25 protein-coding genes are annotated in these 22,690 nt (G+C 68.3%); 12 read left to right on the top strand and 13 right to left on the bottom strand.

From position 1 onward, the window contains the following. Nucleotides 1-56: 56 nt before the first annotated feature. Nucleotides 57-1,079 (top strand): hypothetical protein, encoded by a 1,023-nt coding sequence (locus IEY87_RS36530; protein ID WP_189143424.1) that lies wholly within the window; start codon nt 57-59, stop codon nt 1,077-1,079. A gap of 37 nt (nt 1,080-1,116) precedes the next feature. Beyond that, entirely contained in the window at nt 1,117-2,802 is a 1,686-nt protein-coding gene (locus tag IEY87_RS36535) for an acyl-CoA dehydrogenase family protein (RefSeq protein WP_189143425.1), read from the top strand. 2 nt (nt 2,803-2,804) lie between these two features. Here the strand turns inward: IEY87_RS36535 and IEY87_RS36540 are convergent, their stop codons facing one another. Further along, entirely contained in the window at nt 2,805-3,596 is a 792-nt protein-coding gene (locus tag IEY87_RS36540) for a LysR family substrate-binding domain-containing protein (protein ID WP_225277607.1), read from the bottom strand. Nucleotides 3,597-3,651: 55 nt separating this feature from the next. On the opposite strand from IEY87_RS36540, the gene IEY87_RS36545 reads away from it, so the two are divergent. Beyond that, nucleotides 3,652-4,023, top strand: a complete 372-nt coding sequence (locus tag IEY87_RS36545; protein WP_189143427.1) for a DUF5997 family protein — start codon at nt 3,652-3,654, stop codon at nt 4,021-4,023. 10 nt (nt 4,024-4,033) lie between these two features. On the opposite strand, the gene IEY87_RS36550 is transcribed toward IEY87_RS36545, so the two are convergent. After that, a complete protein-coding gene (locus IEY87_RS36550) occupies nt 4,034-5,632 on the bottom strand; it encodes an ATP-binding protein (RefSeq protein ID WP_225277606.1) in 1,599 nt (532 codons plus the stop codon). Between the two features lie 201 nt (nt 5,633-5,833). Further along, nucleotides 5,834-6,583, bottom strand: coding sequence for an SDR family NAD(P)-dependent oxidoreductase (locus IEY87_RS36555; RefSeq protein ID WP_189143428.1), 750 nt, complete (start codon nt 6,581-6,583; stop codon nt 5,834-5,836). Nucleotides 6,584-6,678: 95 nt separating this feature from the next. On the opposite strand from IEY87_RS36555, the gene IEY87_RS36560 reads away from it, so the two are divergent. After that, a complete protein-coding gene (locus IEY87_RS36560; protein WP_189143429.1) occupies nt 6,679-7,287 on the top strand; it encodes a TetR/AcrR family transcriptional regulator in 609 nt (202 codons plus the stop codon). A gap of 113 nt (nt 7,288-7,400) precedes the next feature. Here IEY87_RS36560 and IEY87_RS36565 read toward each other — a convergent pair whose 3' ends face one another. The 4 genes from IEY87_RS36565 to IEY87_RS36580 all read right to left on the bottom strand — a co-directional run bounded on the left by IEY87_RS36565 (nt 7,401) and on the right by IEY87_RS36580 (nt 9,990). Then, complete coding sequence (locus IEY87_RS36565; RefSeq protein ID WP_189143430.1) at nt 7,401-7,973, bottom strand: hypothetical protein; 573 nt, start codon at nt 7,971-7,973, stop codon at nt 7,401-7,403. A gap of 32 nt (nt 7,974-8,005) precedes the next feature. Further along, the gene (locus IEY87_RS36570; RefSeq protein ID WP_189143431.1) at nt 8,006-9,193 is read right to left on the bottom strand and encodes a serine hydrolase domain-containing protein; all 1,188 of its coding nucleotides are present in this window, start codon (nt 9,191-9,193) and stop codon (nt 8,006-8,008) included. A 150-nt stretch (nt 9,194-9,343) separates the two neighbouring features. Beyond that, entirely contained in the window at nt 9,344-9,745 is a 402-nt protein-coding gene (locus tag IEY87_RS36575) for a DNA-binding protein (protein ID WP_189143432.1), read from the bottom strand. Then, nucleotides 9,742-9,990 carry a type II toxin-antitoxin system CcdA family antitoxin gene (locus tag IEY87_RS36580; RefSeq protein ID WP_189143433.1) on the bottom strand — a complete coding sequence of 83 codons (249 nt, stop codon included), beginning with the start codon at nt 9,988-9,990 and terminating at the stop codon, nt 9,742-9,744. The genes IEY87_RS36575 and IEY87_RS36580 overlap by 4 nt, the downstream gene beginning before the upstream one ends. A 280-nt stretch (nt 9,991-10,270) precedes the next feature. On the opposite strand from IEY87_RS36580, the gene IEY87_RS36585 reads away from it, so the two are divergent. The 5 genes from IEY87_RS36585 (at nt 10,271) to IEY87_RS36605 (ending at nt 13,910) form a co-directional block, all read left to right on the top strand. Further along, nucleotides 10,271-12,325: a DUF6571 family protein gene (locus tag IEY87_RS36585; protein WP_189143434.1), complete on the top strand. Its 2,055-nt coding sequence runs from the start codon at nt 10,271-10,273 to the stop codon at nt 12,323-12,325. Beyond that, nucleotides 12,322-12,912: a hypothetical protein gene (locus IEY87_RS36590; RefSeq protein ID WP_189143435.1), complete on the top strand. Its 591-nt coding sequence runs from the start codon at nt 12,322-12,324 to the stop codon at nt 12,910-12,912. The genes IEY87_RS36585 and IEY87_RS36590 overlap by 4 nt, the downstream gene beginning before the upstream one ends. 4 nt (nt 12,913-12,916) lie before the next feature. Then, on the top strand, nt 12,917-13,219 hold the full coding sequence (locus IEY87_RS36595; protein WP_189143436.1) for a hypothetical protein: 303 nt from the start codon (nt 12,917-12,919) through the stop codon (nt 13,217-13,219). Between the two features lie 74 nt (nt 13,220-13,293). After that, the gene (locus IEY87_RS36600; RefSeq protein ID WP_189143437.1) at nt 13,294-13,536 is read left to right on the top strand and encodes a hypothetical protein; all 243 of its coding nucleotides are present in this window, start codon (nt 13,294-13,296) and stop codon (nt 13,534-13,536) included. Continuing rightward, entirely contained in the window at nt 13,533-13,910 is a 378-nt protein-coding gene (locus IEY87_RS36605; protein ID WP_189143438.1) for a hypothetical protein, read from the top strand. The genes IEY87_RS36600 and IEY87_RS36605 overlap by 4 nt, the downstream gene beginning before the upstream one ends. Before the next feature lie 174 nt (nt 13,911-14,084). On the opposite strand, the gene IEY87_RS46305 is transcribed toward IEY87_RS36605, so the two are convergent. Continuing rightward, complete coding sequence (locus tag IEY87_RS46305) at nt 14,085-14,306, bottom strand: DUF397 domain-containing protein (protein WP_225277605.1); 222 nt, start codon at nt 14,304-14,306, stop codon at nt 14,085-14,087. After that, nucleotides 14,297-15,118, bottom strand: coding sequence for a helix-turn-helix domain-containing protein (locus IEY87_RS46310; protein WP_225277604.1), 822 nt, complete (start codon nt 15,116-15,118; stop codon nt 14,297-14,299). The genes IEY87_RS46305 and IEY87_RS46310 overlap by 10 nt, the downstream gene beginning before the upstream one ends. A 217-nt stretch (nt 15,119-15,335) precedes the next feature. Here IEY87_RS46310 and IEY87_RS36615 point away from each other — a divergent pair, with 217 nt between their 5' ends. Next, complete coding sequence (locus IEY87_RS36615) at nt 15,336-15,851, top strand: ATP-binding protein (RefSeq protein ID WP_189143440.1); 516 nt, start codon at nt 15,336-15,338, stop codon at nt 15,849-15,851. 53 nt (nt 15,852-15,904) lie between these two features. Here the strand turns inward: IEY87_RS36615 and IEY87_RS36620 are convergent, their stop codons facing one another. From IEY87_RS36620 to IEY87_RS36635, 4 genes are all read right to left on the bottom strand, one after another. After that, nucleotides 15,905-16,630: a dienelactone hydrolase family protein gene (locus tag IEY87_RS36620; protein ID WP_225277603.1), complete on the bottom strand. Its 726-nt coding sequence runs from the start codon at nt 16,628-16,630 to the stop codon at nt 15,905-15,907. Between the two features lie 184 nt (nt 16,631-16,814). After that, entirely contained in the window at nt 16,815-18,692 is a 1,878-nt protein-coding gene (locus IEY87_RS36625; protein ID WP_189143442.1) for a DUF4132 domain-containing protein, read from the bottom strand. 43 nt (nt 18,693-18,735) lie between these two features. Further along, the gene (locus IEY87_RS36630) at nt 18,736-20,400 is read right to left on the bottom strand and encodes a DUF4132 domain-containing protein (RefSeq protein ID WP_189143443.1); all 1,665 of its coding nucleotides are present in this window, start codon (nt 20,398-20,400) and stop codon (nt 18,736-18,738) included. A gap of 1 nt (nt 20,401) precedes the next feature. Next, nucleotides 20,402-20,674, bottom strand: coding sequence for a hypothetical protein (locus IEY87_RS36635; protein ID WP_189143444.1), 273 nt, complete (start codon nt 20,672-20,674; stop codon nt 20,402-20,404). A gap of 75 nt (nt 20,675-20,749) precedes the next feature. On the opposite strand from IEY87_RS36635, the gene IEY87_RS46845 reads away from it, so the two are divergent. Together IEY87_RS46845 and IEY87_RS36645 are read left to right on the top strand one after the other, a co-directional pair. After that, nucleotides 20,750-20,875, top strand: a complete 126-nt coding sequence (locus IEY87_RS46845) for a hypothetical protein (RefSeq protein WP_263652595.1) — start codon at nt 20,750-20,752, stop codon at nt 20,873-20,875. 146 nt (nt 20,876-21,021) lie between these two features. Continuing rightward, complete coding sequence (locus IEY87_RS36645) at nt 21,022-22,683, top strand: YncE family protein (RefSeq protein ID WP_189143445.1); 1,662 nt, start codon at nt 21,022-21,024, stop codon at nt 22,681-22,683. Nucleotides 22,684-22,690: the final 7 nt, after the last annotated feature.

Below are 22,690 nucleotides of genomic sequence, written 5' to 3' on the forward strand. Positions count from 1 at the left end.
CACTGGCTTTCGCTCGTCTGACTCAGTCAGAGGAACGAAATGACTGGGGGCAACACATGGTTCCGACCGACAAGGCGCCTTTCACTTTACGGCGGGCGACGGGCACGCTCGCCGAGGGGGCGGCGAAGCTGGCCGGCGAGATCGAACCCGCCACGGTGCAGACCGTGCTGGCCGACGCCAACAGGAAGGCGGTGCGCAAGGGGGCGGCCGCGGCGTTCGGCGCGATGCGCCCGCCTTCCATGTGGTACGCCTTCGACCGCGGCGACCAGGACACCACCGACTGGTATCCCCAGGGGCTCACCTGCGGGGAGGATTCCGGCACCATCGACGCGTCGGTCTTCTTCGTCACCTGGTACTTCCGGCCGCAGGCGGGGGAGCGGGGGATCAGGATCTCCTTCCTCAGCCCGCAGACCCTGAAGTACCGCCACGCGCTGCTCGTCGAGGCCAAGCCCGACGGCTCCTACCTGCCGATCAACATCCACGCCGGTGGCGTCGCCTGCTACGGCGATCGGCTGTACGTGGCCGACACCACCAGGGGACTGCGGGTCTTCGACCTGACCAAGGTGCTCGATTTACGGTCCGTCCAGAGCGATCTGGGCGATCCCGAGCGGATCGGCCGGCACCAAGGCAAACTCCACGCCTTCGGCTACCGGTACGTGCTTCCCCAGACGGACTCCTGGCGGCTGGCCACGACCGGCGCCCGCTTCTCCTTCGTCGGTGTCGACCGCACCACCACGCCGCACACGCTGATCTCCGGCGAGTACGTCGAGGACGCCACCACCGGCCGCGTCGCCCGGTGGAACCTGGAGTTGGACGGCGTGCCCAGGGACGCCTACGTGCTGGGCCACCGGAAGATCCAGGGGGCGGTCTCCCGGGGCGGCACGTGGTACCTCAGCCAGGCGGCGAGCAGCACCGTCAACGGCAAGCTGCTCGTCGACTCCGGCAGCGGGGTCGAGACGCGGCCGTTCCCGGTCGGGCCGGAGGACCTGACCGCCCGGGGGAGCAAGCTGTGGAGCGTCACCGAGTTCGCGAACAGAAGGGTGATCTTCGGCGTCAACCTCGTCGGAGCAGGGGCGTGACTCGCCGCCCGGCCGGTCCCATGTAACACTCCGGACCATGGGCCGTTATCTCATCGAACCGTTCGACCGCAGCGACCGTTACGCCACCGAGCGCTACCAGGGCGCCGCCGGACGCAACTGGTGGCGCTGCGACCCGTCGTTGCGCCTGCTCATGCGCCGCCATCTCGGTGACGGCTACACCTGGGCCGAGCCGCACCTCGACCGGCTGGGCGGCCTGACGGGCGGGCTGATCGCCGCATGCGCGGAGCAGACCGACGCCAACCCGCCCCGACTTGAGAAGTACGACAAATGGGGGCGCGACGTCAGCCAGGTCGTCATGCCGCCGTCGTTCCACACCGCCAGGCAGGCGCTCATGGCCGACAACTTCACCTCACCGGCCTTCGCCGAACAGGCCCGCGCCCACGGCGCCGACCCCAGCGCACTCAGCGCCGCCTGGACGTACCTGCTCGACCAGGCCGACATCGGCATGGGCTGCGCGCTCGGCACCGGCGGCGACATGGTCGTCTCGCTCACCGAGCGGTACGCGCCCGACGACGTCAAGGAGCGGGTCCGGGAGATCTTCGCCGACGGCGACTACTCCGGCGAGGCCGCGCAGATGCTCACCGAGCGGACCGGCGGCTCCGACCTGGCCGCACTGGAGGCGTCGGCCGTCCCGGACGGCGACTCCTGGCTCCTGACCGGCTTCAAGTGGTTCGCCTCCAACGCCAACGGCTCCGCCTTCGTCGTCCTGGCCAGGCACGAAGAATCGGTCGCGCCCTTCCTGGTGCTGTGGGAGCGCCGCGACGGCAGCCGAAACGGGGTGCGGATCAGGCGGCTCAAGGACAAGCTCGGCACCCGCTCCGTGGCCTCCGCCGAGGTCGAGTTCGCCGACGCCGAGGCGTTCCTGCTCGCCGGGCCGGGGTCCGGCTCCGGGCTCGGCGCCATGATGAAGCTCACCAACTCCGCCCGGCTCGGCGTGGCCATGATGGGGCTCGGCGTCGCCCGCCGCGCCCTGGTGGAATCCCTCTGCTACGCCCGCGCCCGCGAGGCGTTCGGCCGGCCGCTGGCCGACCAGCCGCTGATGCGCCGCAAGCTCGCCGAGCTGATCGTCGAGGTCGAGGCCGCGCAGGCACTCGTCTTCGACGGCCACCTCGGCCCCCGCCTGCGCCTCGCCCCCGCACTGGCCAAGCTCCGCACGGCGCGCCTGGGCGTCACCGCGGCGAGCGACGCCATCGAGGTGCACGGCGGCAACGGCTACATCGAGCAGTGGCCCGTCGCCCGGCTGCTGCGCGACGCCCAGGTCAACCCGATCTGGGAGGGCGGCGACAACATCCTCTGCCTGGACGTACGCCGGGCCATGCTCCGCGAGAACGCCCACGAGCCCTTCCTCGACCGCCTGGAGGCCGCGCTCTCGCAAGCTCCCGCGGGTGACTGGTCCTTGGTACGGAGCCGCGTCGACGACCTGCGCAAGGCGATCACCGCCTGGTCCTCGCTCGACCCCGCCGTGGCCGAGGCCCGGCTGTATCCGCTGGCCCAGTTCATGGCCGACGTGTACGCCGCCGCGCTGCTGGTGGAGCAGGCGGGCTGGGAGGAACGCGCGGGTCACGGCTCCCGCAAGGCCCTGGTCGCCCGCCTCTACGCCGACGCCCACCTGGCCGACCACGGCCCCCTGCGCGGCCTCGACCGCCCGGCCGAAGACCTGGACCACTTCGACGACCTCGCCCGTGGGGCCCTGGCCCTCTGACGTCACCGGGGCCGGCGGCCCTTCTTGCCACTCTTACCACGGCCGGCCGGCACCGCCCGGCTCCCGGCGCCACCCTGCCCTGCCTTCCCGCCCTGGCCTGCCTTCCCGCCCTGGCCTGGCTTTCCGGCCTGCCGCCGGGCCGGCTTCTTCTCCGCTGCCGCCTTCTCCACCGGCGCCGCGGGAGTACGGCCACGCGAGCTGTTCGCCGTACGGCCGCGGACGATACCAATGAAATCGTCCACCAGGTCGGTCGTCCTGTCCGTGGGCCAGGCCAGCGCCACCTGCGACTGCGGCGCGTCCGGCACCGGCCGGTAGGTGAGGTCGCCGCGGTCGTACAGCCGCGCCAGCGACAGCGGGACCACGAGAAGCCCGGTCCCGGCCGCCACCAACGGGACCGCGTCCGCCGTCGTGGCCGGCCGCTCGAACGCCGGCAGCCCGGGGCGCGCCGTCCACTCAAGGACGTCGTCCAGCGGGTGGAACACCTCCTCGTCGGCCAGGTCGCCGACGGTCACCTCATCGCCGGCGGTCAGCGCGTGGTCCTTCGGCAGCACGACCACCGTGGTCTCCACGTACAGGGGAATCACACTGAGCCCGTCCCGGTCGACCGGCAACCGGACGAACCCGGCGTCGGCGCCTTCGCCGTGCAGGACACCCACCACCTCGGCGGCGGGAGCCGAGACCAGGGTGAGCGGCACCTCGGGCATCCTCTCGGCCCAGACCCCGACCCATTTCGCCGGTGTCACCCCGGGTGCGTACGCCAGCCGGAACGCCCTGTCGCTCTCCTCATGAGTCACCCCGTCAGCGTACCGATGTGAAAGGGACCCGTTTCTACTCACTACCCTGGACTCCATGACCTCGCTCAAATCCAAGACGACCCAGACGATGAAGCCCGCGACCGCGGCCAAGAAGCTGGGCATCCTCCTCTCGGCCACTCCCGCCGAGTTCCAGGAGGGCGTCGTCTCCAGGAGCGAGCTGAACGCGCTGCAGGCGACCCCACCCGCGTGGCTCACCGACCTGCGCCGCAACGGCCCCCACCCCAAGCAGGTCGTCGCCGCCAAGCTCGGCGTCTCCGTCTCCGGCCTGATCAGAGGCGGCATCACCAGCCCGCTCACCACCGCCGAGATCGACGCCCTGAAGGCGGAGAACCCTGCGTGGCTGGAGCACGAGCGCACCATCCAGGCCGAAACCCGCAAAGAAGCCCTACGCCTCAAACAGCGCTAGACGGCAGCTTTCACCCACGCAGAACGGTGACTTGGCGGCCGGACGGTGTGGTCGCCTGCTCGAAACTGCCTCGTTCCTTCCAGGGTGCGGCCTCAGGGCGCCGGTCGAAGATCACCAGTACGCCGGTGGAGAGGCTGAGCCGGTCCAGATACCCGTCGAGCTGGGCGAGGCCGTCGGGCAGCGGGTCGTCCCTACCGGCCCGCCAGACCTTCAGTTCCATGGCCTCGCGTTGCATCACCCGTTCGCCATCTGGGCCGGTGTAGGGCCAGCGGATCAGCACGTCCAGGCGTTTGGTGCCGGCGGCGTACTCCCGGTCGAGCTGGCCGCCGCCGTTGACCAGGCGGTGCAGGAAGGCCATGAGGATGATCTGGCAGGCGGCCTCGTGGTAGCCCTCCTGCCGGATGAGCACCTCGCCGTGCTCGCGCCAGAACACGACGAACTCCTGCAGGAGGCGCGGCAGATCGAACCGGCCGTCCGGCAGCACGAAGCTGTGCGGATCGGCCTTGACGAACCGCTCTGTGCGATCGCCCAGGACCCGTAGCAGGACTTCCCGATAGATGGGGTTGGCGATCTCCATATCTCTGGTCCCTCGGATGAGACCGAGATCGTGGACGTAGGAGGCGTCGTCGTCGAAGGCGGCGTCCGTGCCCGGATACGTGCCGGCCACGATCGGTTCGATCACCCGCTTGACCCGGGGCTCGTGCAGCCGGGCCACGAGCGCGTCAAGGTGGGTGGCGCGCTCCCGGATCAACCGCTCCTTGGCGTCCTCCACCTGCCCGGCGGTGACGGCGCCCGTCACGCCCATTTTGAAGACGACCTCATGGGCCAGGGCGTTGACCAGCCACGGCTGACCCTGCGTCAGCTCGAACACCCGCTCCACCGCGTCCTTGGTGAACTCCTGGCCGGTCGCCTCCGTGTGCTGGTCGTACAGCTCGGCGATCTCGTCGGCGGTGAAGTCGCCCAGGCGCAGCGACTCAGCGACGATGTTGAACGGGCTGGCCGGGTTCGACCTGCCGGGCTCGCCACCCGAGGCGACCTTGTAGTCACGCAGGTCACGCAGCCCGCACAGCACCACGGACGCGGGGAAGGGTTGGCCCTCATGCCGGGCGTTGTGGCCGTCGCGGAGCTGGCTGAGGATGCTGACCATGCTGTTGCCCTGCAGGGCGTCGATCTCGTCGAGGAGCAGCACCACGCGGCGTGGGCTGCGGCGGCACCACTCGCTCAGCGCCGAACCGAACCGGGTGCCCGCCGGAGCCTCCGGCCAGGGATCCGGCGGCAGCAGTTTCTTCGGCCATCCCGATCTCCCGGCGGCCTCGCGGAGAGACTTCAGCAGGATCGTCTCCGCGGCGGCGTAGTCGTCACCGGCCGACTTGGCGCGCTCGCAGGAGAACATCAGCGCGGCGACGTCGCCCTCGGCGGTCAGCTCGGACGCCAGGGTGCGCAGCATCGTGGTCTTGCCGGTCTGCCGGGGCGCGTGCAGCACGAAGTAGCGGTCCATCTCGATGAGCACCCGTGCCTGCGGAAGCCGCTGCGCGGGAGGCAGCATGTAGTGGTGCTGAGGGCCGCACGGGCCGGTGGTGTTGAAGTATCTCGTCCGAGGCGGGCGCATGGTTACATAATGTCACCGAGCTGTCGCTTCAGGTGTGCGAACCTACTTTCTACAAGTGTCGCCTTGAGCGACCGTCAGCCGGACAGAGGTGTGAGGTGACGGCCGCTCGCGGGCGATCAGATGGTCGTCGTCCGGGAGGGTCGGCCGATTTCACGGCCACGGCGACGTGCGGCCAAGCCGTCACTCCGCTGTGGAGCGGGGTCAGATCTGGTTCTCGCCGCCGTCGACATACAGGTTGGCGCCGATCATGAAGCTGCTGTCGGCGGAGGCGAGGAAGGCCACGGCGGCGGCGACCTCCTCCGGGCGTCCCATCCGGCCCATCGCGACGCCGGCGCCCTGCTTCGCTTTGAAGGCGGCCGCGTTCTCCTCGCCGACGAGCTCGGTGATCCCGGAGGTGTCGATCGGCCCGGGTGAGATCGCGTTGACGCGGATGCCCCGGTCCTTGAGCTCGTTGGCCCAGGTCCGGGCGAAGGATCGGACGGCGGCCTTGGACGCCGCGTACGCGCCGAAGGCCTGCGTGCCGTTGTCGGCGGCGGTGGAGGCGTTCAGGATCACCGAGGCGCCGTCGTTGAGCAGGGGCAGCGCCTTCTGCACGGTGAGGAGCGTGCCCTTGACGTTGACGTCGAAGATGCGGCCGTATTCCTCCTCGGTGATCTGCTCGAGCCTCGTGAACGAGGCGGTGGCCGCGTTGGCGAACAGCACGTCCAGGCCCTGACCTCGGTCGCGGACCGCGTCGTACAGGCGGTCCAGGTCGGCCGGGTCCGTGATGTCACCCGGTATCGCGGTGGCCGCCGGCCCGATGAACTCGACGGCCTCGTCCAGCTCGGCCTTGCGCCGGCCGGTGATGAACACATGCGCCCCCTCGGCCGCCAGCCGTGCGGCGGTGGCCCGGCCGATTCCCCGTGTGCCGCCACCGGTGATGACGGCAGTCTTGCCTTCGAGCTTCCTCATGTGCTTGACCTCCACAAATTTTGCTACCGATCGGTACTGAACGGAGGCTACACCACTTAAGAACCGACCGGTACGGAAGGGGTATGCTTGTGGACGTGGACATCACCCAGAAGGCGCCGGTCGGCCGGCCGAGAGGTTTCGACGCCGACGAGGCCCTCGAACGCGCCATGCTGGTCTTCTGGGAGCAGGGCTACGAGGGCGCCAGCCTCACCGACCTGACCAGCGCCATGGGCATCACCCGCACCAGCATGTACGCGGCCTTCGGTAACAAGGAGGAGCTGTTCCGCAAAGCCCTGGAGCGTTACACCGAAGGCCCCGCCGCCTACGGGGGATGGGCCTTGAAGGAGCCGACCGCCAGGGAGGTGGCCGCCGCGTTCCTCGCCGGCTCGGTGCGGACCTCCACTTGTCCCGGCCTCCCCGCCGGCTGCCTGGGCGTCCAGGGCTCCCTGGCCGCAGGTGACCCCGGCCAGGTGGCCCGCGACACCCTCACCGCCTGGCGCAACGAGGGTTGCTCCCGTCTGCGGGAGCGATTCCAGCGGGCCGTCGACGAAGGAGACCTGCCTCCGGGCACCGATCCGGAGCTGCTCGCCCGCTACGTCATGACCGTGGCGAACGGCATCGCCGTCCAGGCGGCCAGCGGCGCCGGCCGCGACGCCCTCCAGAAGGTGGCCGACATGGCCCTGCGCAACTGGCCACCCGCCTGACAGCCGCCGCGCATCTGGCCGGCAGGCTGCGAAGACTCTCACGAGGCGCTGGTCGGAGCCGGCCCCAGCACGTGCCATGGGCCTGTCCGAGCAGCGCGTCCATCAGTCGAAGGTCAGAGCTTGATGCCCTTGATGATCTTTGCCAGCTCCGGCACGAGGGGCTGGCTGGCCATCACGGTGACGACGACGCCCTTACGCTTGACCCAGCCCGCGTACCGGCCGTGGCCCAGCGCGCCGTCGCCCGCCTGCGTGAGCACCTGACGGCCGCCGATCCTCACGGTCTTCGTGTCGCCGGAGAACGTCCCTATGATGAACGGCGCGTTCTTGAGCTGCGCCGGCTTGCTCGCCTTCGGCCAGCACACCACCCTGACCCACAGCGACCGATGCCTGGGGCTCTCCTCGGAGCGCTCATCACTCCACTGGTAGCCGTACTCGGTGATGCCGTTGTGCTTGTTGACGCCGACCTGGCCGTACGTGAAGCCCTTCGGGAGGTGGTCGACGCGGACTCCCTTGATGGCGGTGGCGCCCCTGGGCGGCTTGTCGGTCTTGGAGTCGTACGACCGCTTCGCCTCCGCCTTGGTCGGGACAGGGCAGACCGGCCGCTCCGCCGCCTGGGCAGGGGACACGATCAGAGCCGCAGCGATGGGCAGTACGGACAGGACGGCAAGCTTGTGAATCTTGGTCATACCTGGCTTGATGCGACAGGTGCGAGGAAAGTTCATCGGGCGAAGGCCGCGAGCGCGATGCCCATGCCGCGCTGATTCCGGCCCGCGGCCTTGGCGTCGGTGGAGTTGACCGCGTACACGACCGTCCGGCTCAGGTCACGGGTGGCGCCGATGCCGGCCGCGCTGCCGTACCGGGAGCCGGTCTTGCCGTAGGCCACGATGCCGCCGGGCAGCTCCAACCTGGACAGGCCCGAGGTGTAGGTGGCGGGATCGCCGGTGCCGTACGTGGGCACCCGCGGCACTGTGAACATGTGCTCGAGCTCCGCCGCCGGCACCACCTCGCCACCGAACAGGGCCTTGACGAACGTCTCCAGGTCGGCGGTGGTGGAGATCAGGTCGCCGGAGGCCCAGGTGGAGGTGGTGCTGGTCACGGTCATGTCCACGACATGGTCGCTGCCGTACTCGATGGCGTTCTGGAAGCCCGCGGGGACGACCTGGTAACCGTGGTTGTGCCGTCCGCGGATGCGGGTGGACTCGCCCGGCAGGTAGCTGTTCCGCATGCCGAGGGGCTTGAGTATGCGGGTGGTGACCTCGTGCTCGTAGGACCGGCCGGTGACCTTCTCGATGAGCAGGCCCGCGACGAACGTGTTCATGTTGACGTAATGCTGCTGCGTGCCCGGAGTGAACTCCATCGGGTTCTTCACCGCCTCGCCGACATACTCCCGCGGCGTCCACTTCTTGAACCTGGTGGCGTAGACCCACGCGAAGCTGTCGCCGACCTTGGGTGAGGGCAGCCCGCTGGTGTGGTTGAGCAACTGCCCGACCTTGACGGCCGGGTAACTGCCCGGCAGCAGGCCGGGCAGGTGCTGCTGGACCGTGTCGTCGAGCGAGATCTCACCCTCGGCGACGAGCTGCAGAACGACCGCGACGGTGAAGATCTTGGTCACGCTGCCGACCCGGAATCGGGCCCCCAGCTTCGCGGGGCGGTCGGTACGCAGGTCGGTCACGCCCGTGACCCCCTGCCACGAGCCCTTCGCGCCGCCCACCCTGACCTCGGCCGCGGTGGCGTCGGAGGCGGGCAGCCCGGCGATGCTCCGCTCCAGCGCGGCCTCGTTGATCGGCGGCACCTCGACCCGCGCGACGGCGGAAGGCGCCGTACCGGCGGCTGCGAACGTTGGCACGGCGGCAGTGGAGAAGACGGCGGCGAGGGTGAGAGCGGCGGCGACATGGGTGCGCTTCATTTCGGTATCTCCAGGTAGCGGCGTTCTGTGGAATGCCCCAATCCTGTCGATCACAGGCGGTCGCCCGGATCGCCGTCACCGGCGATCTTCCATCTCACTCCCGAGAGGGAGCTTCTCGCCCGATCGAGTGACCACGGAGTACGCGCCTGATCAAATACCGATGAGTCGGACACGGTCGCCGCACAGCCGGGCCATGTCGTCGACATCGGAGGTCAGTATGGCCACTGGACCCGGTTGGCGCAGCGCCACCTCGGCGACCGTCGCGTCGATCGCGTACCGGTGGCCGTGCTGACCCGCGGCCTTGAGCAGTTCCGCGGATACCTTGGCCGCACGTTCGGTCACCGGCTCGACCTTGACACGGGAGAGCACCCACTGCAGCCGGGGCATGTTCACCCGTGTATGGCTGACTTCCACGATGGTGTTGGCACCGATGACGAAGTCGGCACCCATGGTGTGGAACACCTGCAACATTGCGAGGATCTTACGGTCCTCCGCCATCCAGGCGGAGAGTCCTTGTGAGTCGAGGACGACGGTTTCAATGTTCTTGATCACGTCGCGCTCGCCGAACCATCGAGATCCGCCGCTCCGGAGATCATTGCGCGAGCCTGAGTCAGCTCCTCCTCGGTGAACTCCCCGTGCTCCTCCTGGTGACGCCGCAGGTCGACGCCGAGGAGTTGGTGCCGCAACTGGCGCGCCACCGCCTCGGCGACGTAGCCGGAGACGTTGTCGGTGAGCTTTCTGAGCTCGGCCACCTGGTCACTCGGCAAAGTCACGGTGATGCGAGTCGTATCCGCCATGAGGCAAGCATGCTGCGGTATGCACATTGGCGCTGCTTGGATCGTCCCGATTCGCTTCTGGACACTGGGTAATGTGATCGACGCACCGCAAAAATGCGCTGTCGCAACACCTGGCGCTGTCGAAGCAAACGGCGAACCCTTGAGGGTGCGGGCTGCGTACATTCTGGCGTATGCGCGTCCCGAAGCCGATGATGACCATGCTTTTCCGTTATGCGCCACTCGTGGGGAGCTGTCGGCCGGGGGATAATGCGGCTGTCCTCGACCGTGCCGGAGACCCGTGATGACGACCCCGTCGCCGAATCCCCAGCCGTCACCCGAGCGACCGCCGGACAAGCCCTCGGCCCGCACCGACACGGGTCCGGCGCAATCTTCTCGAACCCCACCGGCGGTCGCGCAACCGCCGGACTGGGGCTATTCGGGGATCGATCCGCAGCTGATGCACGCATTCGAGCGCGACCTCGGCCAGGCGGAGACCACGCTCGGCAGGCATGAGCCCCGGATCCGCCGCGCCCTAGAGGACCTCGATCTGGACACCTCGCGGCTGAGCGCGCTGCGTGAGCTGGGCCGCTGGGTCAGCGCCAAGCGGCCGGAGTTACGCCGCCGCAACGAGACGATCCAGGCGGCGAACCCGGAGTGGGGTGCGGCGCCGGCGGGCGGGATAGCGCCGTTCGACGAGGGTCTGTACGCCGCCGCCTCCGGGCAGCCTGAGGTGTACGCGGCCGCGCTCAAGCTGAGCAAGCTCGGCCGGAACGGGGAGGTGGACGAGAAGACCGTCGCCGAGTTGGAGAAGCGGGTGGGCGACGCGGGGTTCGCCACGTCGCTGATGTACGCGCTCGGGACGGAGAGGTTCCGTCACCTCATGGCGGCGCTGGTGTACCAGAAGGACGAGCGGAAGCAGCGATTACAGGCGGCGCTGGGCAAGGCGCTCGGCGCGGCCAGTCCGAGGCTGAGCGAGTCATGGCGCAAGGAGATGCTCAACGGTCTGCGCGTGCCGGTGGATCAGCACGCGCTCGCGGAGCTGCTCCCGCACGGGACGTTCACCCGGGACTTCTTAGTGTCCACGGCCAAAACGCTTGAGAGCCTGGATCGGAAAACCTCGAACGACCCGGCCTTGGCCGGCAATCCGTACGATCCGATGATCGGGGTCATGAAGGCGCTCGCCAACCATCCCAAGGCGGCCCAGGAGTTTTTCGTCAACGACCCCAGCGTGATGAAGCGCTACGTCACCGAACGAGCGATGCTTGACGACGGGGCTGCGTTCGGCAAGGCGCTGGAAGCGGCGACAATGACCTACCGCGACCGCAACGGCACGCCCCAGGAACCCTCTCCGGGCTTCAACTCGGCCAAGATCGCCTCGGACTTCATCCATTGGGAAGCTCAGCGTGTGTTGGCGGGCACCGAAGGACCTTCCTTCGCGACGACCGGCACCACCGCCCGCATACTGGCTGCCTATATGAACGACGTCAGTCGCGCTGCGAAAACGCCGCGTCTCAGCGACTCCAGCGTCTCCGGGTTCAGCCGAACGCACCTACCGGCGGACGATGAGGTCTGGAGTGCGAAGTTCAGGAGGGAAGACCTTCGGAAGGTCATGGAAGACGCGTTCAAGCACGATCCGAAGGCGTTGGCGACGGTCGCGGCGGCGCAGACCGCGTGGTCGAGAAACCTGCTTGACCACGGTGCTGCGCAAGCTGCCGAAGGCAGGGGAACCGATGCTCTCATGGCCCATGCGAAAGAGGTGGGGGCAGGCTTCGGGTTGATCACTGACGCGAGCGGGCTGGCTACCATCCAGAAGGGCAAGGAGTTGGACGAGGCTCAGGAGCGGAACATCAAGATAATCATGGCGGCGGTCAATACCGGACTCGCTATCCCGCAGTCAGCCGCCTGGGCGATAACGGCAACCACCCTGGGCTCGTGGACCAGCTTGATCGAGGAAACGGCTAAATCTGAGAAGAATCAGAATAGGGCTGTGTACGATGCCAACACGGCAGTGGACAAGACAAAATTTCTGCTCGATCAGCTTGCCGCGGATGCCATGCTCAAGCATGGGCTGTTCGGTAAGGGTGAGCCCGCTGCAGCCACACATCCGTGGGGCTCTCTGGAAGGATTGGGGAAGGGGGAAGACCCACGTAAGTCGCCTAATAATTTCCTCAAGAACGACGGAGAGTCGCTGATGACGCTGGGCGAGATGGCACCTTATAAGGGTGATATTCAGCCGCGGCTTGACGCCTATGAGAAATGGCTCTACGACGATGGGGCCGGTAAGCAGTGGAAGGAAATCTCCGATGAGTTAGACAAGGGCTACGAGGCCGGCTTCTCGGAGTTCAAGCCAAGATGAAGATGAATCGCACTTTCTCGATGGCGATGCTGAGCATATTGGCTCTGTTGGGCGCTTGTCAGCAGGAGAAGCCATCCCCAGTGACTAAGACGCTACTTCCGTCGGTCGCGGCTCCGCCGTATATATGCGACTACATTCCACTGGATGCGGTGCGGCTGATGACAGGCGTGCAGGATCCGATCGTCAACGGGGATTTTGATCTGACTGTAGGCCAGGAGTTGGATGGAAAAGCTTACGGAACCGGTGGCTGCTTTGTTTATCAGCCGACCGGAAACAAGACGAAAGTGCTGCAGATATCTTTGTCTCCCGCTGGGTCGAAAGAAGAGGCTGAGTGGGAGATCAGTCAGGGCGCTCGGCGGCTACCGGACATCGTCCCTGGGGCGATCGGTTACTACGGTCAGGACGGCAGCGCTGACAATACCCAGGCGGCGGCGATACTGGTACACGGTCTTGATCAAGTGATCGTGGAGTTGATCCAGGGCGTCAAGGGACGCGACAACGCCGCCGATGTGGTGGCCATGATGAAGCTGATAGCGCCGAAGCTGATCCTCGACGCGACCCCCGCCCCCAAGAAGACCAAGGACTGAGCCGATGGCCGCGATGGTGCGCAACCCGCTGCACGAGGCGCTCCAGCAGGCCATGCGCACGATCGGCCCGATGATCGAGCAGATCAACGCGGAAGTCGACCGGCCCTGCCGGATGTTCCACTCGGGCAAGGTCTGGACCGGCCCGGCCGCCAAGCAGTTCGACTCCCAACTCGCCCAGTTCAGCTTGCGTGCCCGCACCTCAGGACAGGCGATCATGGACGAACTGCGTCAGGTCCTGAGCCGTACGCCCAGCGAGGTGACCGAGCAGGAGGCCGCCTCGATCAGACGGAAGTACAGGCTCGTCTGACTCCTGGTGTGGCCTGCGCAGCAGGACATCTAATCAGCTAGGAGGATGGTTCCTAGTGGGGTAGTCTCATCGGCATGACCGAGGGCCTCCCTCCGCACATGCGGCAGCTCGTCGAGGTTGCGGCGATAGTGGCCGCCGCAGGTGCCACGGCCGATTGGCTGTGCCACCTCCGGGGCGACATGTGCGCGCTGCGCGTGATCAAGGGTGGCATCGCGTCGGTTCCGGTCATGATCCCTGCTGACCCGGATTGCGATCCTGAGCTCTTTCGTGAAGCCGTCAAGCGTCTGGAAGCAGTCGTAGAAAGGATGGGCCGATGAGCAAGACGATCACCTATGTCATCACCTACGAGAACGGGCGGTGGGTGTCGCGTTGCCCCACCGGGGAGATCGAGGGTGTCGGCGTGGCTGGATCCTTGTCGCAGATGGAGCGCGACTTGGTGGAGATGCACGTCTGGGCTTGGCCGGAGGACACCCCTGGCGTGGAGTTCGTCTTCGACCTGCCCGGGCACGTGGCCGGGGTGGTGACCGAATACCGCCGCGAGAAGGAGCTGGCCGAGGCTCACGCCAAGCGCGCCGCGGAGTTGGCCGTCAAGGCTGCCAAGGTTCTGACGAGCCACTGGTCGGAGCCGGACACGGCACGTGTCATGGGCCTGTCCAAGCAGCGCGTCCATCAGTTGAAGGTCAGTGCTTGACGATGGCCGGGCCGCACGTCAATGCGTGTGGCCGTCCGTCGGCTGAAGCCGCTCGGCAGGGATTGTCTCGCCGCGAACAGCGTCAGCCGGAGCATTTGAGCATGGCTCCGTCTCAGGCTGTTCCCCGCCGGCGCGGCCCCCGGTGAATCGCCGGGGGCCGCATGGTTGCTGACGCTAGAAGTCGAAGATGCCGGTCTTCGCGCCTGTTACGAACTTGTCCCAGACGACCCGGCGGAGAACCCACGGGTCGGTGTCCGGTTGCTCGGTGTCACGCAAAGCGACGCGGCCGTCCGACAGGTGCTTCGCCTCCAGGCAGTCGCCGCCTTGGCCGCTTGACGCGGTGATCCATCCCGTGGGGTTCGCGATCTCTTCTGCAATTTCGTTGCTCAGCTCCACGCTGCCACTCTTTCCTTGATGCGCTGCACTGACAGGTACGAGGGGAGTGCCGCGCTGCGTATGAGTTCGATGCGATCGACGAGCCGTTTGATGTCGCTGGTGGAGTCCACGACGCGACCGTGGACGGCTGATTCGACGTAGGCGGCGATCGGCACTCCGTTTTCCTGTGCCAAGAGAGCCGAGCCCACCAGGACTGCCGTACACCGGGCAGCGTACGGGAGAAGTTGGACGGTGAACCATTTGTTCTCGGCCAGGGTGATCAGGTGTTCTAGCTGACGTCGGGTCACAAAGTCATCCCCAATCGGACGATACAGGATGCCTTCGTCCACGACAGCTAGGAATTTAGGGGGTGTCGGCCGGTCGAAGATGGCTTGCCGCTCGATTCGGGCGTTGACCAGTTCTTCCACCTGCTGCGGGGACTTGTGAGGTTCGCCCTCGAAGATGGCGCGAGCGTACTCTTCCGTCTGCACGAGCCCGGGCACGATGAGCGGTGCCCAGGTAATGAGCTGATCAGCCTTCCGCTCGATCGGTGGCCACTGCCGGAACCAGTCGGGCATCCGATGGCCGCTGATGGCGGGCCAGTAGGTCAGGAGAGCGCCATCCAGCCCCAACGCCTTTTCGCAGAGCTCGATCAGTTCGCGGGTGGGGTTCTCGTCGCCGCGCTCTACGTTTCCGATACGGCTTTTGCTGTAGCCAATACGCCCGGCGAGCTGTTCCTGGGTCAGTTTAGCGGCATATCGGTATTTGCGTAGTTCGGCACCGAAACGCGCCGTGGGACCGGCGGTTGGGTCGAGCTCTTTGGGTGCTGGCATTCTCCGCTCCCTGCTACCAGGCCTGTTGTAGCTCTCCTGGCATCGTGACAGTAAAAGCCTGGGATCGCTCTGGGAATGTTTCCGCAGACAATGTAGCGCGTTGCAGGCAGTGTGTGGAGTGCCGCAAGGCAACTAGTCAACTCGGCGCTCATTGACAGAAGAAAGCAGGATCATCGCTGGCATGCATATTACTGCAAATGGGGCATAGGTGATTAACATGACAGCGCTCGACATGCGAGCCATCGGAGAGATGCGTTTTCCTGGATATCCAGAAATTCTGAGCGATGTCCGCATTTACGTGGCCCGATGGCTTGTCATCGGACTGCCCGAAGCGGCCGAAGCCGACGAACTGCTGGACAACGTACGCCTTCTCGCGACCGAGCTCGCCGCTAACGCAATAAAGCACACTATTTCCGGCCGATGGCGCAAAGGCTCATTTCGCGTTCGTATGTGGCTCGGTGCCGAGCAGGTCCGTGTCGAGGTCATGGACCAGGGATGGTGGTCGGGGCCGCGACTCCGCGACGACCCCGACGAGACCAGCGGACGAGGCCTGCACATCCTGGCCGCCGTGGCGACGCAATGGGGAGTGAAGAGGCGCTGGCTCGGCCGGACCGTGTGGTTCGAGCTCCCCATCCAGTTTCCCCCGGCCGAGCACCCGGCAGACCTGGAGTCACCGTCCTGGCCGGGCTCGCTGCCGCCGTCGGCGGCAGCTACCTCCACGACCTCGACATGACCCGCGTCGACATCGCGTGCAGGAACCTCGTCGCGGGCTACGAGGCGGCGGACTTATCCAAGGTGCCGGGTGAAGAACCGCAGCGTGTCGTCGGTTTCGTACGCGGGGATCTCCCCATGACCGCCGGGGTTGGCATGCAGGGTCTTGTCGGTGGAGGCGAGGGCGTCGAACAGGGCCAGGGCCTGGTCCCGGGGGACCATCTTGTCGTCCCATTGCAGGAGGAACCGCACCGGTACGGTGACCTGGGCGGCGGTGTCGGTCAGCCCGCGCGCGCCGAGCAGGCCCAGCACCGCGGCGCGGATCCGGGGCTCGGCGGCGAGCAGCGGCACACCGAACCTGCAGCCCATCGACATGCCCCAGTAGCCGACCGGGCCGGCGCCCACCTGGTCGAACTCCTGGACCGCGGTCAGAACGGCCTGCCAGTCGGCGACGGTCTGCCCGGCCAGCAGAGTGTGGATGGCCGTGGCCGGCTCGGTCGCGTCCTCATCGGCGGCCATCCGGGCCCGCATGTCGCTCGCCAACTGGATGAACTGCTCGCTTTTCGGCCGGTCGCCGTGGCTGGGGGCGTCGATCGCGGCGACGGCGAAGCCGCCTTCGCCGGCGAACCGGTGTGCGCCGGCCACGATGCCGGGAGCCCTCTTGTGCTGGCCGCCGCCGTGTCCCATCAGGATCAGCGGGCGGGGGCCGGTGGCGTCCTGCGGCGTGAACAGGATGCCGGTGATCTCGCCGAGGGTGAAGGACTGTTCGGTGACGCCGTCGGTCGACATCTGGGAAGTCACGCTGAAGCGCATGGCGTTGCAAAGCCTTTCGGGGGTGCCTTAAGCGGGCGCTCCCTAGACCATGAGGGAGAGGGAGTCCCGACCTGTCATCACAGCGTTGATCGGTCTCACCTCCTCTGGTCGCAGTGCCTCACGGCGCCGCCGAATTTATCACAGCATCGCCTGACGTGGCCCCGGCCGTCCCCTACGGGAGGAGGCCGGCCTCCTCAGAGGGGAGGTCGATCGAGGCGACGGCGACGAACAGGTCCACCTCCCGCATCGCCTCGCTGAACACCAGCGGCGGCACCTCGGCCAGCGGCGCCGCCTGCCAGCCACCCTCGGCCGGCCGGTGGAAGCGGACCTGGCCGGTGACCGCGTGGCCGTCGTGGTCCGGCAGGAGATCTTGGGAGAACGTCACCTGCCACCCTCCCACCCTGCGCCGAGCCTCCCCGGACCCGCCGCCGTCCCACGGCCCGAGGTGCTCGGCCCGCCACCCCTGCCGCTCGAACAGCGCGTACACCTTCGGATAGTCCACCACCTGCCCGGCGAACCGATCGGAGTAGACCCCTGCCGCCTCCTCAGCGGCCGTCAGCGGATAGACCTCACGAAAGGCCTGCTTGAACGGCTGCCGCAGCTCCCGCACCACGTCCCGCCAGGCCGCCACCTCCTCCGCAGACGCGCGGGCCGGATGCCACAGCCGCACCGGCACGTCCGGCACACCCAGCCCCAGCTCGCTGCGCCATTCACCAGGTGACACCTCGAACTCCCAGATCAGCCGGTCCACGATCGGCTGCCCCGCCAGCCGGCGGTAGGGCGGCGGGGTGTCGCTCGCGTAGCCGGCCTCCAGCGCCCTGACCAGGGTCGCCTGCTGCTGCTGAACCTGCTTGGCCAGCTTTCGCAGCCGCTTGACCTCGTCGGGATGCTCCTGCCTGACCGCCGCCGGAGCCGACTTGAGCTTCTTGTCCCCGTGCCACCACGACAGCTCGACCGCGCCATCGGTCGAGATCACCGCCGTGTGCTCGCCCAGTGCCTGCCGGACCCGGCCGTCCGGCAGCCGGAAGGCGGCCTCGATCCGCCCGGCCAAGGCGGGCTCGATCCGTTTGAGCATGCGGTCCAGCTGCTTGGGCACCCCCGCATGCCGGGTCGCCTGACGGGCGGCCCGCAGCGCCGCCATCGCCTCGGGGGTCGGATGGTCCTCCACCGCGCGAGCGATCTCGAACAGCACCCCCTGCGAGGGCAGCGTCCTGGCCTCGGTGGGCGCCACCGCCACCCCGGGCAGCAGCCGCTCCAGCAGCTCAGGCAGCCACGGCTCGTCCCGGAACAGCGCCAGCCGGGCGGCACGGCCGATGGTCTCCTTCTCCCCGGTGGCGAACGCCTTGTCCGCTCGGTAGGGGATCTTCCCGGCATGGATCGCCGCGACCCGGGCCTCGGCCGTCTCCAGGGTCACTCGCGCGAAGTCACGGTAATCAGGCAGGTCGTCGAGCCGCTCCAGGATGTCGGGCAGGGGCGGAAAGGCGTTGAACGAGTGCTCCCGGACCGACTCGGCGAACAGCGCCCGCCGCGGCACATCCCAGCCGAGCAGCAACTCCACCTCGGCGACCGCGATCGGCCCGCGCCCCTCGGTGAGCTGCGCGGCCACCTCCGCGTCCAGCCCCGCGAGCCCGGCCGCCGCCAGCAGGGAGAAGGGGCTGTCCAACCGCTTCTCGCGCAGCAGGAAACCGACCACCGTGCGGGCGGGCTCGGCCAGCCGCTCCAGCGGCGCTCCGGCGGGGCATCGCACCAGCGCACCGATGCCGACGAACAGGTCCGCCCACTTCCGGGTCGGCAGTCCGTCGACCAAGGCCCCGAACACATCGAGGCACGCCTCGGGGGTGAACACCGGTTGCCTTGTGCGCGCCTCCGCCTCGGTCGAGAAGCGCGCCATCCTGGCCCCACCGGGCCGCTTCCCGACCCGGTAGGCCGCCGGGATCAGCGTGCCCAGCTCGACCGCGCTCACCAGGGAGACGTCCTGCCACGGCGCGGGGTCCTGCCTGGCTCCGGTCATCAGATCCAGCAGGTGCCGGGCTGGAGAGGAAAGCTTCATGCGGGAGATCCTGCCGGACGCCTCCGACAGAGTTGTCCATCGGTCAGGTCGTGATCTGGCGGGTGATGGGCGGGTCGGTGATGGCGGTGTCGTTCGCCAGCAGGAAGGCCTTGCTGAGGATGAGCGCCAGCCGGCCGTCCTCCTCGAAGGGGAGGAACAGCCCCGCGTGGGGGTCGCGGGTCGAGACGATGCACAGGTAGGCGTCGTTGGGCTCCATCAGGATGTTGCCCGAGCCCAGGTGGATCTTGTAGGTGCGCAGGTCGCCCCGAACCACCAGGAAGCGGTCGGTGACCGTACACCGCTCGGCGATGGACGTGCGGCCGAGCAGACGGGACAGTGCGTCCCGGCGCACCTCGGCGGACGGCGCCAGCGGCCCGGACGAACCCGTCTCCCAGTAGCCCCGCAGCTCGTCCGGCCTGTTGGCGGCCCATTCGGGGTAGCTCGCGATCGAGGCGACGGCGACGAACAGGTCCACATCCCGCATCGCCTCGCTGAACACCAGCGGCGGCACCTCGGTCAGTGGCGCCAGGCGCCACTCTCCTTCCGTCAGCCGGTGGAAGCGGACCTGGTCGGTGACCGCGTAGCCCTCCTCGTAGAAGAGATACCCGTGGTCGAACGACGCCTGCCATCGTCCCCCCGCCAGCACCCGCCGCGCCTGCCCGTCGCCGCCGCCGTCCCAGGGCCCCAGGTAGTGGGCCTGCCAGCCCCGCTGCTTGAACAGCGCGTACAGCTTCGGGTAGTCGACCACGTGCTCGGCGAACCGGTTGGAGTGGACCTCCGTCGCCTCCTCGGCGGGCGTGAGCAGATAGACCTCACGAAAAGCCTGCTTGAACGGCTGCCGCAGCTCCTTGTCCTGCACCACCTCCCGCCAGGCCGCCACCTCCTCCAGCGACGCGCGCGCCGGATGCCACAGCCGTACCGGCACGTCCGGCACGCCCAGCCCCAGCTCGCTGCGCCACACGCCGGGCGAGACCTCGAACTCCCAGATCAGCCGCTCGGCGATCGGCTGCCCGGCCAGCTGGTGATAGGGCGGCGGGGTGTCGCTCGCGTAGCCGGCCTCCAGCGCCCTGACCAGGGTCGCCTGCTGTTGCTGGACCTGCTTGGCCAGGGTTCGCAGCCGCTTGACCTCGTCGGGATGCTCCCGTCTGACCGCTGCCGGGACCGACTTGAGTTTCTTGTCCCCGTGCCACCACGACAGCTCGACCGTGCCCTCGGTCGAGATCACCGCCGTGTGCTCGCCCACCGCCTGCCGCACCCGCCCGTCCGGCAGCCGGAAGGCCACCTCCAGCCGGTTGGCCAAGGCGGGCTCGATCCGTTTGAGCATGCGGTCCAGCTGCTTGGGCACCCCCGCATGCCGGGTCGCCTGACGGGCGGCGCGTAACGCCCAGACGGCCTCCGGCGTGGGATGCTCCTCCACCGCACGGGCGATCTCGTACAGCAGGCTCTGCGAGGGGAGCGTCCTGGCCTGCGTGGGCGCCACCGCGACTCCGGGCACGAGCCGCTCCAGCAGCTCGGGCAGCCACGGCTCGTCGAGGTAGAGCGCCAGCCGGGCGGCACGGCCGATGGTGTTGGTCTCGCCGTGGTCGAACGCCTTGTCCGCCCGGTAGGGGATCTCCCCGGCGTGGATCGCCGTGACCCGGGCCTCGGCCGCTTCCAGGGTCGCGCGGGCGAAGTCGAGGTAGCCGGGCAGGTCGGAGAGCTTCCGCACATCAAGTGGCGGCGGCGAGAAATGGGCGGGCCCCTCCGCCAGCGACTCGGCGAACAGCGCCCGCCGCGCCACATCCCAGCCGAGCAGTCTCCGCCGGGAGGGGCACCACCGTGCCGACCGCGACGCACAGGTCCGCCCACTGCTGGGTCGACAGCTCCTCGACCAGAGGCTCGAACAGCTTGGCGCACGCCTCGGGCGGGAACGACGTGCTCGTCTGCTCGGCGGTTTTGATCATCAGCTGCAGCAGGTGCTGGGCCCGATAGGAGAACGGCATGCGCGAGATCATGCCGGACCCCACCGACACAATCATTCCTGGCCCGAGCCGGGATCCGGCCGTAGGTTCGACGGCATGACCGTACGAGTGGAGCGCGAAAGCCTGGTGACGACCGTCGTGTTCAGCAGGCCCGAGGCGCGCAACGACGTCGAGGGGCGTCGCTGTCGGCTCACGCTGTTCCTGCCCCCTGAGGCAGCGTGAGCGTGGTGATCACGGTTTGATGTCGCCCAGGTGCGACGACCTGGTGGTATCACGGAGAGTTCGCCTTCCATAGAAATGTCGATCTTGACGTGGGAGCACCTATAGGACGTTATTGGAACATATGTTCCCGTCTTAAGGAGTTCTACGTGCGCCACCCACTGATTCGCCGACTAGCCGCTTACTGCGGTGCCGTCGGCTTGATCACGGGCCTGCTCACCGTGTCGGCCCCTGCCGCCTCGGCCGCCGATACCACGACCGATCTCGGGGTGAGCCTCGATTCCTTCACCGCCGACATCGCCGTCGGCGGTGGCCAGGTGTTCGTCTCCGCCGCAGACCGGATCATCGTCGCCGACCGCGGCGGAAACGTCACGGGCGGTGCCGTCACCGGCCTGTCAGGGGTGGACGGGCTGGCCCTGAACACGGGCGCCACCCGCCTGTACGCGGCGCTCACCGGCTCGAACGAGGTGGCCGAGATCGACACCGCGAGCCGCACCGTCCTCCGCCGGATCGACCTGTCCGCCCACCCGTGCCCGTCCACGCTGGCCCTGTCCGGCCAGTGGCTGTGGGTGGGACACGGCTGCGCCGGCGAGGAGGGTGGCGACGACGGTGGCGCCGTCGGCCTGGACCTGACGGCGGCGGCTCCGACGCCGGTGACGCTCGGGCGCGTGCACGCCCGGACTCCCGTGCTCGCGGTCGCCGGCGACACGCTCGTGGTCGGCGAGACCGGCCTACGCCGTTCCGACCTGCTGGTCTACGACATCGGCGGCGGCACCCCGACGCTGCGCGGCGAGATCGACGGCCAGAGGTGGGACCTGGACAAGCTGAACGAGCTCACCCTCACCTTCGACGGCTCCACCCTGATTGCGGCGGCCGACGCCCCCGGGCACTTCACCAAGTTCGACACCACGACCCTGACGGCGACCGGCGCCTACGGAGATGGATGGGACGGGTACCCGGCCGGCGTGGCGATCGACTCCCGTGGCGCCTACGTCGCCGCGGGGCGCCAGTGGGGCAGCACCGACCTCACGCTCTACGACGCCGCGACCGGGGCGGTGACGTACTCCGCCGACCAGCCGGACGCCGAGGTGGTCCCGGGCGGCGTCGTGTTCTCCGGGCAGGATGTCTACACGCTGCTGCGGAACTCGGCGGGCCGGCTGCTGCTGTGGCGGCTGCACGGCGTCACGCTGCCGGCCTCCGAGCTGACGCTGACGGCCCCGGCGCGCGTGCGGTCCGGTGGGTCGGTCACCCTCGAAGGGCGGATCACCCGGACCAGCGGCAAATCGCGCATCGTCCGGCCGCTCGCCGTGACCCGCCGCCTGCCCGACGGGACGAGCGTGCCGCTCGACAGCGTGACGGCAGGCGAGGACGGCAGGTTCACCTTCACGGACACACCCCCGGGCGTCGGCGAGGTGACCTACACCGTGCTCTGGGACGGCGACAGCAGATCCCGCTGGAGCAGCGCCTCCGCCACCGTGACGTTCATGCACATCTCCTCTCTCACCCTGGACGGACCGGCGTCCGGAACTGTCGGCGAGCCTGTGGAGCTGACCGGCGTGCTTACGGTGGGCGACCGGCAGCCCGAACCGGGCGCCACGATCACCGTGCAGCGCAGCGTGACGAACGACGGCGACCCCGAGACCGTCATTCTCCCGCCCGTGAGCACGGACGCAGATGGCTCGTACACCTTCATCGACACGCTCGAGACCGCCGGCAGATACACCTACATCGCGATATGGACCGGGCACGCCACAGCCGGGCGGGCCACGACCCACCATCGGGTCACGGTCACGCTTGGCAGCAGCGGGTGACCTGCGA

The organism is Nonomuraea glycinis (assembly GCF_014646515.1).
Lineage (GTDB): Bacteria > Actinomycetota > Actinomycetes > Streptosporangiales > Streptosporangiaceae > Nonomuraea > Nonomuraea glycinis.